Here is a 16,876-nt window from a genome sequence, read left to right as displayed (position 1 = left end):
TGTGTCGACTGATCCACCGCATTCGCGAGCAAGCCCGCTCCCACAGGGTTTGCATGGAACCTAAGTAGAAAAAAACCGGCCGAAGCCGGTTTTTTCATGCCCGATGAATCAGAACGAAGCGTTCTGCAGGCCATCCAGGTAACGCTCGGTATCCAGGGCTGCCATGCAACCGGCACCGGCCGAGGTGATCGCCTGGCGGTAGACGTGGTCGGCCACGTCGCCGGCCGCGAAGATACCTTCGACGCTGGTGGCGGTGGCGTTGCCGTCGCGGCCGCCCTTGACCACCAGGTAGCCGTCCTTGAGCTCCAGCTGGCCTTCGAACAGCGAGGTGTTCGGCGTGTGGCCGATGGCGATGAAGACGCCGTCGACCTTGATCTCGTCAAAGCTGCCGTCGTTGTTCTTCAGGCGGGCACCGGTCACGCCCATGTTGTCGCCCAGCACTTCGTCCAGGGTCGCATTGAGCTTGAGGATGATCTTGCCTTCGGCGACGCGGGCGTTGAGCTTGTCGATCAGGATCTTCTCGGCGCGGAAGGTTTCGCGACGGTGGATCAGAGTGACTGTGCTGGCGATGTTGGCCAGGTACAGCGCTTCCTCGACCGCGGTGTTACCGCCACCGACCACAGCCACTGGCTTGTTGCGGTAGAAGAAACCGTCGCAGGTGGCGCAAGCCGACACACCTTTGCCCATGAAGGCTTCTTCCGACGGCAGGCCCAGGTAACGAGCGCTGGCGCCGGTGGCGATGATCAGGGCATCGCACGTGTAGGTCGCGCTGTCGCCGGTCAAGGTGTATGGCTTGGCGGCGAAGTCCACGGCATTGATGTGGTCGAAAACGATCTCGGTCTCGAAGCGCTCGGCGTGTTCCTTCATGCGCTCCATCAAGGCCGGGCCGGTCAGGCCATGGACATCGCCCGGCCAGTTATCGACTTCGGTGGTGGTGGTCAATTGACCGCCGGCCTGCATGCCGGTGATCAGCAGCGGCTTGAGGTTGGCACGGGCCGCATAAACCGCAGCACTGTAACCGGCAGGGCCGGAACCAAGGATAATCACTCGCGAATGACGCACTTCAGACATGACCTGCTCCTGTTGACCGGACCTTGCGGGCCGGAACGCCGGGTGAGCGGCGTGAATAAAAAAGGACCGTTGACGCACTTGGGGAAGGCTTGGGTTCGACAGTCCTGGAAAAGAATGGGTGCAGCGTATCGAGGGAGCGAAGATTAAGGAAATACGGTTTAACAATCCAGCTCATAGGTGAGCTCTATCCCCAGTGCCCTGTTCAATAGGCGCATTCGCTGCATAAAGGTTGTTACGCGCCATGTCGCCGCTTTCCCGCGCTGGGTAAAGCCGGTAAGGTCGGCGCGTTCACCTTCGCTCGGAGTCATCTATGCCCGCCCCCGTCCTGTCCGGCCCGCAATATTTGCGAGAAGGCCTCAAGCTGGTCCTGAGCCCGGGCCTGCGTCTGTTCGTACTCTTGCCCCTGGCGATCAATCTGGTGCTGTTCGTCGGATTGATTTACCTGGCCGGCCATCAATTCAGCCTGTGGGTCGATACGCTGATGCCGTCGCTGCCAGAGTGGCTGAGTTTCCTCAGCTATGTACTCTGGCCGCTGTTCGTGGTGCTCGTCGTGCTGATGGTGTTCTTTACCTTCACCATGCTCGCCAACATCATTGCCGCGCCGTTCAACGGTTTTCTCGCGGAAAAAGTCGAAGTGGTCGTCCGTGGCACCGACGACTTCCCGGCCTTCAGCTGGGCCGAGTTGATTGCCATGATCCCCCGGACCCTCGGGCGGGAAGCGCGCAAACTCGGCTATTTCCTGCCCCGCGCCCTGGGGTTGTTCGTGCTGTCGTTCATCCCTGTGGTCAATCTGGTGGCGGCCCCCCTGTGGCTGCTGTTCGGCGTGTGGATGATGGCGATCCAGTACATCGACTACCCAGCGGACAACCACAAGCTGGGCTGGAACGAAATGCTCGCCTGGCTGCGGGAAAAACGCTGGCAGAGCCTGGGTTTTGGCGGCAGCGTGTACCTGGTGCTGCTGATCCCGGTGGTGAACATCCTGATGATGCCAGCGGCGGTGGCCGGGGCGACCTTGTTCTGGGTGCGCGAGCAAGGCGCCGAGACCGCCTTGGCCCGTCAGGGCTGAGCCGTCACAAATCCATCATCCTGGCGTCACAATGACGAAATGGCCCCGGTCGACACTGGGGTCATGACCACACCCCTGCACATTACCCTGATCACCGAAACCTTCCCGCCGGAAATCAATGGCGTGGCCAATACCTTGGGCCGCCTGTACGACGGCTTGCGCGCCCGCGGGCATCGGGTCGAGTTGATACGGCCTCGCCAGGCCGACGACTTACGCCAAGCCGGTGACGAGCAGTTGCTGCTGTGCCGGGGCTGGCCGCTGCCGGGCTATCCGGGTTTGCAGTGGGGCCAGGCGTCGATGCACAAGCTGCTCAGGCGCTGGAAACGTCATCGTCCGGACGTGCTCTACATCGCCACGGAAGGGCCGCTGGGTTTGTCGGCGCTGCGGGCGGCAAGGCGCCTGGGCATCTCGGTGGTCAGTGGTTTCCACACCAATTTCCAGCAATACACCCAACAGTACGGCCTCGGGCTGTTGAGTCGCGTGCTCACCCATTACCTGCGCTGGTTTCACAACCGCTCCAGCTTGACCCTGGTGCCCAGTCTCAGCCAGCGCCTGGAACTGGAACGACGGCATTTCGAGCGCGTGGCGTTGTTGTCCCGCGGCGTGGACAGCCAACTGTTTCACCCAATCAAGCGCTCGTCGAGCCTGCGCGAAACGTGGGGCCTGGGCGACGACGACATCGCCGTGCTCCATGTCGGACGTTTGGCACCGGAAAAAAACCTGGGGCTGCTCAAGCGCAGTTTCGACACGCTGTGCAGCGCTTTTCCGGGACGACGGATGAAGCTGGTGGTGGTCGGCGACGGCCCGCAGCGGTCCGAGCTGGAGCAGGAATTGCCCGAGGCGATCTTTTGCGGCTCGCAACGCGGTGAGGCGCTGGCCAGCCACTATGCGTCCGGGGATGTGTTTGTCTTTCCGAGCCTGACCGAAACCTTCGGCAACGTGGTGTTGGAGGCGCTGGCGTCCGGCCTGGGTGTGGTGGCCTACGATCAGGCCGCGGCTGCGCAACACATTCGCCACGGCTATAACGGCGTGCTGGCGATGCCGGGGGATGAAGAGGCGTTCTGCGATGCCGCCCGTTGGCTGCTGGAGGAGCGCGAGGCCTTGCGTTGCGTGCGGCTCAATGCGCGCCAGCATGCCAGTCGCCAGGGTTGGGCGGCGGTGATCGAGCAATTTGAGGCGCAGTTGCGTGGGGTTTGTGTCGGCGAATCAGTGATGCCCGCTGAGCCGACAGTACGCTGAGTCTTCGGCGATATTGAGATCGCCATCGCGAACAAGCTCGCTCCCACAGCGGGGTCTTTGTCGAACACCAGACTCATGTTCGCTGAAGATCAAATGTGGGAGCGAGCTTGCTCGCGATAGCGTCAGATCAGGCGTCGCTTAAACCAATGTCATCAAGGCTTCGCGACTGAACGGCAAGATTTCCTGCTCCCGCCCTTCACGGACTTTTTGCGCCCAGTCCGGATCCACCAGCAACGCACGCCCCACCGCCACCAGGTCGAACTCATCGTTATTCAAGCGCTCCAGCAGCTTTTCCAGGCTGGCCGGTTGCGCGACTTTGTCGGTGTTGACCATGAACTGCAAGAACTCGCCATCCAGGCCGACGCTGCCGACGGTGATGGTGGGCTTGCCGGTGAGCTTGCGGGTCCAGCCGGCCAGGTTCAGCTCGGAGCCTTCGAACTCCGGCTCCCAGAAGCGCCGTGTCGAGCAGTGGAAAATGTCCACGCCCGCCTCGGACAACGGCTTGAGGAATTCGCCCAAGGCTTCGGGGGTCTGCACCAGGCGCGCGGTGTAATCCTGCTGCTTCCATTGGGAGAAGCGGAAAATGATCGGGAAACCCTCGCCCACTGCCGCTCGCACGGCACGGATCAATTCGATCGCGAAGCGCGAGCGGTTGGCCAGGCTGCCGCCATAACCGTCAGTGCGCTGGTTGCTGCCTTCCCAGAAGAATTGGTCCACCAGGTAGCCGTGGGCGCCGTGGATTTCCACCCCGTCCATGCCGATGCTCTTGGCGTCTTTCGCCGCCTGGGCGAACGCAGCGATAACCTCGTCGATATCAGCCTGGGTCATGCCGTGGACCACCACCTGGCCGTCCTTGAGTTTTTCGCTCGGACCATAGCCGGGCACGCTGGCGTCCGGCTCGGTGCCGATGCGGCGCACACTGCCCACATGCCACAACTGTGGAACGATTTTGCCGCCTTCGGCGTGCACCGCATCGACCACTTTTTTCCAACCGGCCAGCGCGGCATCGCCATAGAAATGCGGCACATTTGGATAACCGTTGGAGGCCTTGTGCCCGACCGTCGTGCCCTCGGTGATGATCAGGCCTACCCCGGCCGCCGCACGGCGACGGTAGTACTCGACCACCTTGGCGTTCGGCACGCCACCCGGCGAAAAGGAACGGGTCATCGGCGCCATCACCACCCGGGTTGGCAACTCGAACGCGCCGAGGTGGAAGGGTTTGAACAGGGCTTTTGCAGGCATGGGGCACTCCACGGGACGAAGTCACAGGTCGGATATGACGACGATAATATGGAGCATGGGGAGCGCTGGGTAGCACTATTGATTTGAATGATTAAGGATCAGAAGGAAGCGCTGAGAAGGGGCTAAGCCAGGACCCTGTGGCGAGGGAGCTTGCTCCCGCTCGGTTGCGCAGCAATCGCAAGGAAAAGGGCTGCTACGCAGCCCAGCGGGAGCAAGCTCCCTCGCCACAGGGGGGCATCATCATGGCTGCAATGTCTTGAGAATCAACCCAGCGCTTTTTCGATCGCCTGGATCACCGTGGGGTCATCCGGCGCCGTACGCGGCGAGAAGCGCGCCAGCACCCGGCCGTCCTTGCCGAGCAGGAATTTTTCGAAGTTCCAGGTAATGTCCCCGGGAAACTCGGCTCCCTCGCCCGCCAGCAGGCGATACAACTGATGACGATCATGACCGTTCACGTCCAGCTTGCTGGACAGCGGAAACGTCACGCCGTAGTTGAGGCTGCAAAATTCCTGGATTTCCTGCTCGGTCCCCGGCTCTTGCCCGGCGAACTGATTGCAGGGCAGGCCCAGCACGCTGAACCCCTTGTCCTTGTATTGCTGATAAAGATTTTCCAGCGCCGCGTACTGAGGCGTCAGGCCACATTTGGAGGCGACGTTGACCACCAGCACGACTTGCCCCTTGAACGGCGCCAGAGCAAGCTCCTGACCATCCAGGGCTTTGAGTTTAAGGTCGTGGAAAGCACTCATGACGAACTCCAGGTTTGCGGATCTTTTTTCGAAAACAGCCACGGGTGATGCTAACAGCAAGCGACTAAAAAGGCGCCATAGGGCGCCTCTCCAGTCAACTTGAGCGTAGCGCACAAATCAGTGGTGATGACCACCTTCGCCATGGACGTGACCATGGGCGACTTCTTCCTGGCTGGCGTCACGGATGTCGACGATCTTGACCTTGAAGTTCAAGCGCTGCCCAGCCAACGGGTGGTTGCCGTCAACGGTGACATCATCGCCTTCCAAGTCGCGGATGGTGACGATCTGCATCTGGCCATCAGGTGCCGAGGCGTGGAACTGCATGCCCACTTCCAGCTCATCCACGCCTTCGAACATGCTGCGGCTCAGGGTGCTGACCAGTTCGGCGGAGTATTCACCGTAAGCGTCTTCCGGCTCGACGGCAACGTTCAGGTCGTCACCGACCGCTTTACCTTCCAGGGCTTTTTCCAAGCCCGGGATGATGTTGCCTGCGCCATGCAGGTAGACCAGCGGAGCGCCGCCGGCAGAGCTGTCGATGACCTCACCAGCGTCGTTGGTCAGGGTATAGTCAATGGAGACAGCCTTATTGGCGGCGATCAGCATGGGGCGAGACCTTTTGCATAAGAATGAAGAACGGACAAGTCTAAACAAGGATTTGCCCGAAAGCGAACGGAACCCGGACAAACGGGCCTGCTCGAACAGACCGACGGTCACCGGCTTCCATCAGGATGAGGACGGGCACTGGGTGGCCGAGCTGTCCTGCGGCCATACCCAGCACCTGCGCCACCAGCCACCCTGGCAGTCCCGGGCCTGGGTGCTGGACCCTGTGCAACGTATTGAAAAAATAGGCCAGCCCTTTGCTTGCGGCTGGTGCGCTCAAGGCTCGGTTAGCGATAACCTTGGCGACTGAATTGTGGGTAGACGGCCAGACATAGGCCGCGCCATTGCCATGCTCCTTTAGAGAATCCGCATGCAAACTTTTTTTATCGCGCCCACCGATTTTGGTGTGGGTCTGACCTCCATCAGCCTCGGGCTGGTGCGTACTCTTGAACGGGCCGGACTGAAAGTCGGCTTTTTCAAACCCATTGCCCAGCCGCACCCCGGCGACACCGGGCCGGAGCGTTCCACCGAGCTGGTGGCCCGCACCCATGGCCTCAAGCCCCCGCAGCCCCTGGGCCTGGCGCACGTCGAGCGCATGCTCGGCGACGGCCAGCTCGATGAGCTGCTGGAAGAAATCATCACCCTTTACCAGCAAGCGGCCATCGGCAAGGACGTGCTGGTCGTCGAAGGCATGGTCCCGACCCGCAACGCCAGCTACGCCGCCCGGGTCAACCTGCACCTGGCCAAGAGCCTCGACGCCGAGGTCATCCTGGTATCGGCGCCGGAGAACGAAGTGCTGACCGAGCTTTCCGGGCGGGTGGAGTTGCAGGCGCAGCTGTTCGGCGGGCCGAAGGACCCGAAAGTCCTCGGGGTGATCCTGAACAAGGTCCGCACCGAGGAAAGCATGGAGGCGTTTTCCGCACGCCTCAAGGAGCACTCGCCCCTGCTGCGCAGCGGCGATTTCCGCCTGCTCGGTTGCATCCCGTTTCGTCCCGAACTCAACGCCCCGCGTACCCGCGACGTGGCCGACCTGATGAGCGCCCAAGTGCTCAATGCCGGCGACTACGAAACCCGGCGCATGAGCAACATCATCATTTGCGCCCGCACCATGCGCAACACGGTGGAACTGCTCAAGCCCGGCGTACTGGTGGTGACCCCCGGCGATCGCGACGACATCATCCTCGCCGTGAGCCTGGCGGCGATCAACGGCGTGCCACTGGCCGGCCTGCTGCTGACCAGCGACACCCTGCCCGACCCACGCATCATGGACCTGTGCCGCGGCGCCTTGCAGGCAGGGTTACCGGTGCTGTCGGTAAGCACCGGCTCCTATGACACCGCCAACCTGCTCAACGGCCTGAACAAGGAAATTCCCATCGATGACCGCGAACGTGCGGAGATCATCACCGATTTCGTCGCCAGCCACCTGGATGCCAAATGGCTGCACCAGCGTTGCGGCACCCCGCGGGAAATGCGCTTGTCGCCGGCGGTGTTCCGCTATCAGTTGATCCAGCGCGCCCAAGCCGCCAACAAACGCATCGTGCTGCCCGAAGGCAGCGAACCGCTGACCGTCCAGGCCGCCGCCATTTGCCAGGCCCGGGGCATTGCCCGCTGCGTGTTGCTGGCCAAACCGGCCGACGTCGAAGCGGTGGCCCGCGCCCAAGGCATCGAGCTGCCACCGGGGCTGGAGATTCTTGACCCGGATTCGATTCGCGAGCGTTATGTCGAACCGATGGTGAGGTTGCGCAAGAGCAAGAGCCTGAACGCGCCAATGGCCGAGCAGCAGTTGGAAGACACTGTGGTCATCGGCACCATGATGCTGGCCCTGGATGAAGTGGACGGGCTGGTATCCGGGGTCATCCACTCCACCGCCAACACCATCCGTCCGGCGTTGCAACTGATCAAGACCGCGCCGGGTTGCTCCCTGGTGTCCTCGGTGTTTTTCATGCTGTTTCCCGAAGAAGTGCTGGTCTATGGCGACTGCGTGATGAACCCGCACCCCAGCGCTGCGGAACTGGCGGAAATCGCCCTGCAAAGCGCCGACTCGGCCGCGGCGTTCGGCATCACGCCGCGGGTGGCGATGCTCAGTTATTCCAGTGGCGAGTCGGCCAGTGGTGAAGAAGTGGAAAAAGTCCGTGAAGCCACCCTGCTGGCCCACGAAGCCCAGCATGGCCTGCTGATCGACGGTCCGCTGCAATATGACGCCGCCGCCAATGAAACCGTGGCGCGGCAATTGGCACCCAACAGCCAAGTGGCCGGCCGGGCGACGGTGTTCATCTTCCCCGACCTCAACACCGGCAACACCACCCACAAGGCCGTGCAGCGCAGCGCCGATTGCGTCAGCCTCGGGCCCATGCTGCAAGGCCTGCGCAAACCGGTGAACGACTTGCCTCGCGGCGCCCAGGTCGACGACATCGTGTACACCATCGCCCTGACCGCGATCCAAGCCGCCAACCGACCCATGGATATTTAAATGCTGGATTTCCTGCCTGCCGCCGTGCGCGGCGTCATTGCCTCGCTGCTGTTGGCGCTGAACACCATCGCCTGCTGCACGCCGCTGTTCATCGTGGCGATTTTCAAGCTGTTGCTGCCCTTCCCCGCTGCCCAACGCTTCACCGACTGGCTGATGGGCCATATCCACGAGGCGTGGATCAGCAACAACAAGGCCTGGATGAACCTGCTGCGCCGTACCCGCTGGCACCTCAGTGGCCTGGAGGGCCTGGACTACCAGCATTCCTACCTGATCACCAGCAACCACCAGAGCTGGGTCGACATCATGGTGTTGCAGTACGTGCTGAACCGGCGCATCCGGCCATTGAAATTCTTTCTCAAGCAGGAGCTGATCTGGGTGCCGGTGATCGGCCTGGCCTGGTGGGCCCTGGGCTTCCCGTTCATGAAGCGCTACTCCAAGGCATACCTGGAAAAGCATCCGGAAAAGAAAGGCAAGGACCTGGAAACCACTCGCAAGACTTGCGCGAAGTTTCGCAACAACCCCGTGGGCATTTTCAACTTCGTCGAAGGCACGCGTTTCACCGACGGCAAGCATGCCCAACAGCAGTCACCGTTCCGCTACTTGCTCAAGCCCAAGGCCGGTGGCATCGCGTTCGTGCTCGATGCCATGGGTGAGCAACTGGAGTCGATCATCAACGTGACCATCCATTATCCGGGCGGGCGTCCGGGGTATTGGGATTTGCTCTGCGGCAACGTTGGAGACGTGGTGGTGCATTTCCAGGAGCTGAAGATTCCGCCGCAGTTCATCGGCAAGAACTACGACCAGGACGGTGCGTATCGCCTGGAGTTCCAGGGCTGGATCAACCAGCTGTGGCAGGACAAGGATGCGTTGCTGGAGCAGATGCACCGCGAGTATCCAGACCACCGTTAATCCATGTGGGAGCGGGCTTGCCCGCGAAAGCGGTGGATCAGCTCATGGAGATGTTGGATGTTCCACCGTCTTCGCGGGCAAGCCCGCTCCCACATTTGATCGAGCGACCCTCTGGAAATGAAAAAGCCCGCAGACGATCACTCATCCGCGGGCTTTTTACTGACAGCGGCGTTCCTTAGATCGCCCCACGCTTGCGCAGCAGATCCAGCACCTGCTTGACGCTCTCTTCCAGGGTCAGCGCCTGGGTGTCGATGACCAGGTCGGCATCCAGCGGCACGTCATACGGGAAGGACTCGCCCGGGATATTGTCGCCGGCGGCGGCATACAGCCCTTGCGGATCACGCTGGGCACACACTGCTGGCGAGGCCTGGACGTAGACCGTCAGCAGACGCTCACGGCCGATCAGGTCCTTGGCCTGCTCACGCCCTTCGGCACTCGGCGCAACGAACGCGGCGAGGGTCAGCAAGCCGGCTTCGTTGAACTGACGAGCGACATGCGCCGCACGGCGCCAGTTCTCGGTCCGCCCGGCACGATCCTGGGGCAGGCCCTTGTTCAGGTCATGGCGCAGGTTCTGGCCATCGAGGACAAAGACCGCACGACCCGAGTCGAACAACTTGCGCTCGACCGCATAGGCCAGGGTGCTTTTACCCGCGCCCGACAGGCCACTGAACAAGACCGTGGCCGGTTGCTGGCCGAAGCGCTGGGCGCGTTCTTCCACCGACACATGGGCCAGTTTGCCGTGGTGCGTGCTGCTGCCGTGGGTCAGCGGCTGGGCGACGATCATACCGGCGCCGACCGTGCCGTTGGTCAGGCGATCGATGACGATGAATGCGCCGGTGGTGCGGTTGCTTTCGTAACCGTCCAGGGCGATCGGCGCATCCAGGGCGATCTTCACCTTGCCGATTTCGTTGAGCTGCAGCGCGCTGGCCGGGCCCTCTTCAAGGGTGTTCACATCCACTTTGTTGACGATGCTGGCAATGGAGCCCGGCACGTAGCTGGTGGCGCGCTTGATGTCGTATTTCTTGCCGGGCAACATCGGCTCTTCAGCCATCCACACCAGCATCGCTTCGAAGCTGTCGGTGACCGGCGGGACGTTGTCGGCATGCACCAACAGGTCGCCACGGGAGATGTCGATCTCGTCTTCCATGGTCAGCGTGACCGCCTGGCCTGGACCGGCGTGCTCCAGCTCGCCTTCGAAGGTGACGATGGATTTCACGCGGCTGCTCTTGCCCGACGGCAGCACCACCACTTCGTCGCCCTTGTGCACGATGCCGCTGGCGAGGGTGCCGGCGAAACCGCGGAAGTTCAGGTTCGGACGGTTGACGTACTGCACCGGGAAACGCAGGTCGGTGAAGTTGCGGTCGCCCGCCACTTCCACGGTCTCGAGGATTTCCATCAGCGACTGGCCGGTGTACCACGGCGAGCGCTCGGATTTGTTCACCACGTTGTCGCCCTTGAGGGCCGACATCGGCACGAAATGCATGCTGGTGGGCTTCATCTTCAAGCCTTCGGCGAACTTCAGGTAGTCGGCCTTGATCGACTCGAACACGCCCTGGTCGAAGTCCTTGAGGTCCATCTTGTTGATGGCCACGACGATGTGCTTGATGCCCAGCAACGAGGCGATGAAGCTGTGGCGACGGGTCTGGGTCTGCACGCCGTAGCGGGCATCCACCAGGATGATCGCCAGGTCACAGGTGGACGCACCGGTGGCCATGTTGCGGGTGTACTGCTCATGGCCGGGGGTATCGGCGATGATGAACTTGCGCTTGGCGGTGGAGAAATAGCGGTACGCGACATCGATGGTGATGCCCTGTTCGCGCTCGGCCTGCAGGCCGTCGACCAGCAGCGCCAGGTCGATATCGTCCCCGGTGGTGCCGACTTTCTTCGAATCGCGGGTGATGGCTTCCAGGTGATCTTCGTAGATCATCTTGGAGTCGTGCAGCAGGCGCCCGATCAGGGTGCTCTTGCCGTCGTCGACGTTACCGCAGGTCAAAAAGCGCAGCAGCTCTTTACGCTCGTGCTGGCCCAGGTAGGCGAGGATGTCCTCGCTGATCAAATCAGATTGATGCGACATGACAGCCCCTTAGAAATAACCTTGACGTTTTTTATCTTCCATCGAGCCTGCGCCATCGTGGTCGATGACCCGGCCCTGGCGCTCGGAAGTTCGCGTCAGGAGCATTTCCTGAATGATGTCCGTCAGGCTCTCGGCCTCGGACTCCACCGCCCCCGTCAACGGGTAGCAGCCAAGGGTACGGAAACGCACTTTCTTCTTGACGATACGGGCTTTGTCTTCGTCGGACAGGTGCTCGAGGATGCGCTCGTCGTCGATCATGATCAGCGTGCCGTTCTTCTCGATCACTTCACGCTCGGCGGCGAAGTACAGCGGCACGATCGGGATGCCTTCGAGGTAGATGTACTGCCAGATGTCCAGCTCGGTCCAGTTCGAGAGCGGGAATACGCGGATCGACTCGCCCTTGTTGACCTTGCCGTTGTAGACGTTCCACAGCTCCGGACGCTGGTTCTTCGGGTCCCAGCGGTGCTTGCTGTCACGGAACGAGTACACGCGCTCCTTGGCGCGGGACTTCTCTTCATCGCGACGGGCACCGCCGAACGCGGCGTCGAAACCATATTTGTCCAAGGCCTGCTTGAGGCCTTCTGTCTTCATGATGTCGGTGTGCTTGGCACTGCCATGGGTGAACGGGTTGATGCCCTGCGCCACGCCGTCCGGGTTCACATGGGTGATCAGGTCCAGGCCCAGTTCCTCGACCATGCGGTCGCGGAACTTGTACATTTCCTGGAATTTCCAGCGGGTGTCGACGTGCATCACCGGAAACGGCAGCTTGCCCGGGAAGAACGCCTTGCGTGCCAGGTGCAGCATCACGGCGGAGTCTTTACCGATGGAGTACAGCATCACCGGGTTATCGAACTCGGCGGCCACCTCGCGGATGATGTGGATGCTTTCCGCCTCCAGCTGTTTCAGATGCGTCAGTTTGTCGACCATGGCTACTCACGAAAACTTTCTTATGAACGGCCAGCGGGCCGTGTTCGAGCGGGGAATCCTAGCACAGCGACCTCTTCTAATCAGGACGCCAACTAGATCGAAACAGCATATGGATATGCCTGGGGGTTCGGGTATTGCGCCGACCTTTGTGGGAGCGGGCTTGCTCGCGAATGCGGTGGTTCAGTTGCATAACTGTTGACTGACCCACCGCATTCGCGAGCAAGCCCGCTCCCACAGGTTCGGTTACAGTCAGATGGGATTCGGACAATCGATGAAGATGTGCTCCAGGGCAAACCGTCGCGCCAGGTAGTCGCCCAATGCTTGGACACCGTAGCGCTCGGTCGCATGGTGCCCGGCGGCGATGAAGCTGATGCCGTTTTCCCGGGCGCTGTGGAAGGTCTGTTCCGACGCCTCGCCGCTGAGGTACAGGTCGACCCCGGCCTGCACCGCCTGGTCGATATAACCTTGGCCGCCACCGGTGCACCACCCAACTCGGCGGATCATCTGCCCGCCTTCGATCAGCAAGGGCTCGCGCCCCAGGCTTTCCTGAACCTTGCGCGCGAAATCCCGCGCCGTCATTGGTTCGGACAGGGAGCCGACCAGACCGACAACCTTGGGATTATCCGGATCCAGTGGTCCCTCGACGGTGATGTCCAACTGGCGGGCCAACTGCACGTTATTGCCCACCTCGGTGTGCAGGTCCAGGGGCAAGTGATAGGCCAGCAAGCTGATGTCATGCTTGAGCAGCGTCTTGAGGCGACGCTGTTTCATACCGGTGATGCAAGGGTTCTCGCCCTTCCAGAAGTAACCGTGATGCACCAGCACCAGGTCGGCCTCGGCCTCGACGGCGGCATCGAGCAGCGCCTGGCTGGCGGTGACACCGCTGACGATGCGCATCACCTGGGGCGCGCCTTCGACCTGCAGGCCGTTGGGACAATAATCGGCAATCCGGCTGCTGGCCAGGTAACGGTCCGCTTCTTCAACCAGGGTGTTCAGGGCTACGGCCATAAAAGACTCCTAAATATCCCGTTCAGAGGCGCGCGCGGCCTCGTATAATGCGCGACATTATGGGCGGTCTCATACCGCCTGCAACCTTTGTAGGACGTGCTTAATGCTCAAGGCGCTGCGTTTTTCCGGCTGGCCGCTGTTGGCCGGCGTGCTTGTCGCTCTACTGATTATCCAGCGCTACCCGGAATGGGTCGGCCTGCCGAGCCTCGACGTCAACCTGCAGCAGGCGCCGCAAACCAAGGCGGTGCAGCAGGGGCCGGTGTCCTATGCCGACGCCGTGACCACCGCCGCGCCGGCCGTGGTGAACCTGTACACCACCAAGGTCATCAACAAACCCAGCCATCCGCTGTTCGAAGACCCGCAATTCCGGCGTTTCTTCGGCGACAACTCGCCCAAGCAGAAACGCATGGAGTCGAGCCTGGGCTCGGGCGTGATCATGAGCCCGGAAGGCTACATCCTGACCAACAACCACGTCACCAGCGGTGCCGACCAGATCGTGGTGGCCCTCAAGGACGGCCGTGAAACCCTGGCTCGGGTGATCGGCAGCGACCCGGAAACCGACCTGGCGGTGTTGAAGATCGACCTGAAGAACCTGCCAGCCATTACCATCGGCCGCTCCGACAGCATCCGCATCGGTGACGTCGCCCTGGCTATCGGCAACCCGTTCGGCGTCGGCCAGACCGTGACCATGGGCATCATCAGCGCCACCGGGCGCAATCAGCTGGGCCTGAACAACTACGAGGATTTCATCCAGACCGACGCCGCGATCAACCCCGGCAACTCCGGCGGCGCGCTGGTGGATGCCAACGGCAACCTCACCGGGATCAACACGGCGATCTTTTCCAAGTCCGGCGGCAGCCAGGGCATCGGTTTCGCCATTCCGGTGAAGCTGGCGATGGAGGTGATGAAGTCGATCATCGAACACGGCCAGGTGATCCGTGGCTGGCTGGGCATTGAAGTCCAGCCGCTGACCCAGGAGTTGGCGGAGTCCTTCGGCTTGTCCGGGCGGCCCGGTATCGTGGTGGCGGGGATTTTCCGCGATGGTCCGGCGCAGAAGGCCGGCCTGCAACTGGGCGATGTGATCCTGAGCATCGATGGCGAACCGGCCGGCGATGGCCGCCGCTCAATGAACCAGGTGGCGCGGATCAAGCCCACCGATAAGGTGACGATCCAGGTCATGCGCAACGGCAAGGAGCTCAAGCTCACCGCTGAAATCGGCCTGCGGCCACCGCCGGCGCCGGTGGTGCTCAAGGAAGAGCAATAAGCCTCCCAGATCCCATGGCGAGGGAGCTGGCTCCCTCGCCACAAAAACAGTGTCCGGTTCGGTTTCCACCGAAAATACAGATAGCATAAATTCTCATTAGTAGTGTTATATTGTTTCAATACTAAAAATTGGAACAACATAACATGTCATCCTTAAAACGGATTTCAGCTGCCAGCCTTGCCTTGGGCCTACTGGGCGATCCGGCCTGCGCCGAAGAAACCCAGCCACTGGAACTGGACGCCATCACCGTGACGTCCGACTACGAATCCCCCACCGGACCTGTCACGGGTTATCGCGCCACCCGCTCGGCCAGCGCCACCAAAACCGACACCGCCCTGCGCGACATCCCGCAATCGATCAGCGTAATTCCCGCCAGCGTGCTCAAGGACCTGGGCAGCACCAGCGTCGAGCGGGCCCTGGAATATGCCGGTGGTGTGTCGAAGCAGAACAACTTCGGCGGCCTGACGCTCTACGAATACAGCGTGCGCGGCTTCACCACCTCGGAGTTCTACAAGGACGGTTTCAGCGCCAACCGCGGTTATCCGAGCACGCCGGACGCCGCGAACATCGAACGCATCGAAGTGCTCAAGAGCCCGGCCGCCAGCCTGTATGGCCGGGGCGATCCCGGCGGTACGGTGAACATTGTCACCAAGAAACCGCAACCGGAAGCCTTCACCACCTTGCAGACCAGCGCCGGCAGTTGGGACCGCTACCGCACCGCACTGGATGTCAACACACCACTGGACGCCGAGGGCCAATTGCTGTCGCGGGTCAACCTGGCGGTGGAGGACAATCACAGCTTTCGCGATCACGTCGACAGCAAGCGTGTCTTCGTCGCGCCCTCCATCAGTTGGCAGTTGAACCCCGACACGCGGTTGTTGGTGGAAAGCGAAATCGTGCGCCACAGCTCGACATTCGACCGTGGCATCGTCGCCCCGAACAATCGCTGGAGCGGCGTTTCCCGTTCGACCTTTTTGGGCGAACCCAACGACGGCGACATCGACAATCACAACAACATGCTCCAGGCCGCCCTGGAGCATCAGCTCAACGACACCTGGCAACTGCGCCTGGCCAGCCACTACAAACAAGGTGAACTCTGGGGCTTCGCCTCTGAAGCGCGCCCGCTGAACGCCGACGGCCACACGGTGAATCGCCGCTATCGCGAGCGCGACAACAATTGGCACGACAGCATCACCCAGCTGGAATTACGCGGCCTGTTCGACCTCGGCCCGTGGCAGCACGAACTGCTGGTCGGCAGCGAATACGAGGACTACCGCAAAAACGAGCGCGTAACCACCATCGGTGGCAGCACCTACCCCATCGACATCTATCAGCCGATCTACGGCCAGCCGAAACCCAATGGTGCCCGGACCGGCACAGACTTCTTCGAACATGTGCAAAGCCGCGCGTTGAACCTGCAGGACCAGATCGTCTTCACCGACAAGCTGCGGGGCATGCTCGGCGTGCGTTATGAGCATTTCGAGCAGAGCATCGACGACCACACCCGCGGTAAAACCAGCCGCCAGCGCCACGACACCCTGACGCACCGAGCCGGCCTGCTGTATCAACTGACACCCGAAGTCGGACTGTTCGCCAACGCCTCCACCTCGTTCAAGCCCAACAACGGCCTGGATGCCAGCGGCAAGACTTTCGATCCCGAGGAAGGGGTGGGCTATGAAGTGGGGATCAAGAGCGAGTTGTTCGACGATCGCCTGAGCACCACCCTGGCGGCCTTCCATATAGAGAAGGAAAACGTCCTGAGCCCGGTCGCCGGGACCGACTTCAGCCGCGCCATCGGCAAGGCCCGCAGCCAGGGCATCGACCTGCAAGTGACTGGGCAGGTGACCGACGCCGTGCGCGTGATCGGCGCCTATGCCTACATCGATGCCGAAGTGACCCAGGGTGACCGGGAAAATCCCACCGGCAGCCGGATCCTCGGCGTCGCCAAACACAGCGGCAGCGTGCTGGGAGTCTACGAGTTCCAGGACGGGCACCTGCGCGGTTCGGACCTGGGCGCGGCGTTCACGTATGTCGGAGATCGCTCGGGCGAAACCGGCAAGGATTTCGAACTGCCGGCCTACCACACCGTGGACCTGCTGGCCCATTACAAGGCCAGCGACGACGTCACCGTGGGCCTGAACCTGAATAACGTCTTCGACGAAAAATATTACGAGCGCGCCTACAGCAACTACTGGGTCACCCCCGGCGCGCCACGCAACTTCACCGTCAGCCTCACCCTCGCTCTGTAAAAGGAAAAACG

The 16,876-nt window shown here is 61.7% G+C and carries 14 protein-coding genes; 7 read left to right on the top strand and 7 right to left on the bottom strand.

The genetic code is table 11. The features are described from left to right. Positions 1–108: 108 nt before the first annotated feature. Positions 109–1,071, bottom strand: coding sequence for a thioredoxin-disulfide reductase (gene trxB, locus BT125_RS19520; protein ID WP_003205459.1), 963 nt, complete (start codon positions 1,069–1,071; stop codon positions 109–111). Positions 1,072–1,381: 310 nt separating this feature from the next. On the opposite strand from trxB, the gene cysZ reads away from it, so the two are divergent. Together cysZ and BT125_RS19510 are read left to right on the top strand one after the other, a co-directional pair. Beyond that, complete coding sequence (cysZ, locus tag BT125_RS19515; RefSeq protein ID WP_072409404.1) at positions 1,382–2,137, top strand: sulfate transporter CysZ; 756 nt, start codon at positions 1,382–1,384, stop codon at positions 2,135–2,137. A gap of 39 nt (positions 2,138–2,176) precedes the next feature. Next, positions 2,177–3,376 carry a glycosyltransferase family 4 protein gene (locus BT125_RS19510; RefSeq protein ID WP_072409402.1) on the top strand — a complete coding sequence of 400 codons (1,200 nt, stop codon included), beginning with the start codon at positions 2,177–2,179 and terminating at the stop codon, positions 3,374–3,376. Between the two features lie 138 nt (positions 3,377–3,514). Here BT125_RS19510 and BT125_RS19505 read toward each other — a convergent pair whose 3' ends face one another. The 3 genes from BT125_RS19505 to BT125_RS19495 all read right to left on the bottom strand — a co-directional run bounded on the left by BT125_RS19505 (position 3,515) and on the right by BT125_RS19495 (position 5,967). Beyond that, positions 3,515–4,618, bottom strand: coding sequence for an NADH:flavin oxidoreductase (locus BT125_RS19505; RefSeq protein ID WP_072409400.1), 1,104 nt, complete (start codon positions 4,616–4,618; stop codon positions 3,515–3,517). A 263-nt stretch (positions 4,619–4,881) separates the two neighbouring features. Continuing rightward, positions 4,882–5,364, bottom strand: a complete 483-nt coding sequence (locus BT125_RS19500; protein ID WP_072409398.1) for a glutathione peroxidase — start codon at positions 5,362–5,364, stop codon at positions 4,882–4,884. 117 nt (positions 5,365–5,481) lie between these two features. After that, the gene (locus tag BT125_RS19495; protein WP_072409396.1) at positions 5,482–5,967 is read right to left on the bottom strand and encodes an FKBP-type peptidyl-prolyl cis-trans isomerase; all 486 of its coding nucleotides are present in this window, start codon (positions 5,965–5,967) and stop codon (positions 5,482–5,484) included. Here BT125_RS19495 and BT125_RS19490 point away from each other — a divergent pair. Genes BT125_RS19490 through BT125_RS19480 form a run of 3 tightly spaced genes read left to right on the top strand, consistent with a single transcriptional unit; the run spans position 5,936 to position 9,343 of the window. After that, positions 5,936–6,274 carry a DUF3565 domain-containing protein gene (locus tag BT125_RS19490; RefSeq protein WP_072409394.1) on the top strand — a complete coding sequence of 113 codons (339 nt, stop codon included), beginning with the start codon at positions 5,936–5,938 and terminating at the stop codon, positions 6,272–6,274. The two genes, BT125_RS19495 and BT125_RS19490, sit on opposite strands and share 32 nt — an antisense overlap. Positions 6,275–6,334: 60 nt before the next feature. Next, positions 6,335–8,434 (top strand): phosphate acetyltransferase, encoded by a 2,100-nt coding sequence (pta, locus tag BT125_RS19485; RefSeq protein WP_072409391.1) that lies wholly within the window; start codon positions 6,335–6,337, stop codon positions 8,432–8,434. Beyond that, a complete protein-coding gene (locus BT125_RS19480) occupies positions 8,435–9,343 on the top strand; it encodes an acyltransferase (protein ID WP_072409389.1) in 909 nt (302 codons plus the stop codon). Positions 9,344–9,518: 175 nt separating this feature from the next. On the opposite strand, the gene cysN is transcribed toward BT125_RS19480, so the two are convergent. The 3 genes from cysN to BT125_RS19465 all read right to left on the bottom strand — a co-directional run bounded on the left by cysN (position 9,519) and on the right by BT125_RS19465 (position 13,352). Continuing rightward, positions 9,519–11,417, bottom strand: a complete 1,899-nt coding sequence (cysN, locus tag BT125_RS19475; RefSeq protein WP_060740680.1) for a sulfate adenylyltransferase subunit CysN — start codon at positions 11,415–11,417, stop codon at positions 9,519–9,521. 9 nt (positions 11,418–11,426) lie between these two features. After that, positions 11,427–12,344 (bottom strand): sulfate adenylyltransferase subunit CysD, encoded by a 918-nt coding sequence (gene cysD, locus BT125_RS19470; RefSeq protein ID WP_003178041.1) that lies wholly within the window; start codon positions 12,342–12,344, stop codon positions 11,427–11,429. A gap of 249 nt (positions 12,345–12,593) precedes the next feature. Continuing rightward, positions 12,594–13,352 carry a Nif3-like dinuclear metal center hexameric protein gene (locus BT125_RS19465; protein WP_072409387.1) on the bottom strand — a complete coding sequence of 253 codons (759 nt, stop codon included), beginning with the start codon at positions 13,350–13,352 and terminating at the stop codon, positions 12,594–12,596. A 103-nt stretch (positions 13,353–13,455) separates the two neighbouring features. Between BT125_RS19465 and algW the strand changes: the two genes are divergently transcribed. Both algW and BT125_RS19455 read left to right on the top strand, forming a co-directional pair. Next, complete coding sequence (algW, locus tag BT125_RS19460) at positions 13,456–14,616, top strand: Do family serine endopeptidase AlgW (RefSeq protein ID WP_072344423.1); 1,161 nt, start codon at positions 13,456–13,458, stop codon at positions 14,614–14,616. A 143-nt stretch (positions 14,617–14,759) separates the two neighbouring features. Then, complete coding sequence (locus tag BT125_RS19455; RefSeq protein WP_072409385.1) at positions 14,760–16,865, top strand: TonB-dependent siderophore receptor; 2,106 nt, start codon at positions 14,760–14,762, stop codon at positions 16,863–16,865. Positions 16,866–16,876 lie beyond the last annotated feature (11 nt).

It is taken from the genome of Pseudomonas sp. NFACC04-2 (assembly GCF_900119265.1).
Classification (GTDB): Bacteria; Pseudomonadota; Gammaproteobacteria; order Pseudomonadales; family Pseudomonadaceae; genus Aquipseudomonas; species Aquipseudomonas fluorescens_AA.
Note: the sequence above shows the minus strand (reverse complement) of the source record. Positions and strands in the feature narration are given on the sequence as shown.

Bases quoted from the DNA above. Each gene is read 5' to 3' on its own strand.
- trxB (WP_003205459.1), bottom strand. From the start codon at position 1,071: ATGTCTGAAGTGCGTCATTCGCGAGTGATTATCCTTGGTTCCGGCCCT.
- cysZ (WP_072409404.1), top strand. From the start codon at position 1,382: ATGCCCGCCCCCGTCCTGTCCGGCCCGCAATATTTGCGAGAAGGCCTC.
- BT125_RS19510 (WP_072409402.1), top strand. From the start codon at position 2,177: ATGGCCCCGGTCGACACTGGGGTCATGACCACACCCCTGCACATTACC.
- BT125_RS19505 (WP_072409400.1), bottom strand. From the start codon at position 4,618: ATGCCTGCAAAAGCCCTGTTCAAACCCTTCCACCTCGGCGCGTTCGAG.
- BT125_RS19500 (WP_072409398.1), bottom strand. From the start codon at position 5,364: ATGAGTGCTTTCCACGACCTTAAACTCAAAGCCCTGGATGGTCAGGAG.
- BT125_RS19490 (WP_072409394.1), top strand. From the start codon at position 5,936: ATGGAGACAGCCTTATTGGCGGCGATCAGCATGGGGCGAGACCTTTTG.
- BT125_RS19495 (WP_072409396.1), bottom strand. From the start codon at position 5,967: ATGCTGATCGCCGCCAATAAGGCTGTCTCCATTGACTATACCCTGACC.
- pta (WP_072409391.1), top strand. From the start codon at position 6,335: ATGCAAACTTTTTTTATCGCGCCCACCGATTTTGGTGTGGGTCTGACC.
- BT125_RS19480 (WP_072409389.1), top strand. From the start codon at position 8,435: ATGCTGGATTTCCTGCCTGCCGCCGTGCGCGGCGTCATTGCCTCGCTG.
- cysN (WP_060740680.1), bottom strand. From the start codon at position 11,417: ATGTCGCATCAATCTGATTTGATCAGCGAGGACATCCTCGCCTACCTG.
- cysD (WP_003178041.1), bottom strand. From the start codon at position 12,344: ATGGTCGACAAACTGACGCATCTGAAACAGCTGGAGGCGGAAAGCATC.
- BT125_RS19465 (WP_072409387.1), bottom strand. From the start codon at position 13,352: ATGGCCGTAGCCCTGAACACCCTGGTTGAAGAAGCGGACCGTTACCTG.
- algW (WP_072344423.1), top strand. From the start codon at position 13,456: ATGCTCAAGGCGCTGCGTTTTTCCGGCTGGCCGCTGTTGGCCGGCGTG.
- BT125_RS19455 (WP_072409385.1), top strand. From the start codon at position 14,760: ATGTCATCCTTAAAACGGATTTCAGCTGCCAGCCTTGCCTTGGGCCTA.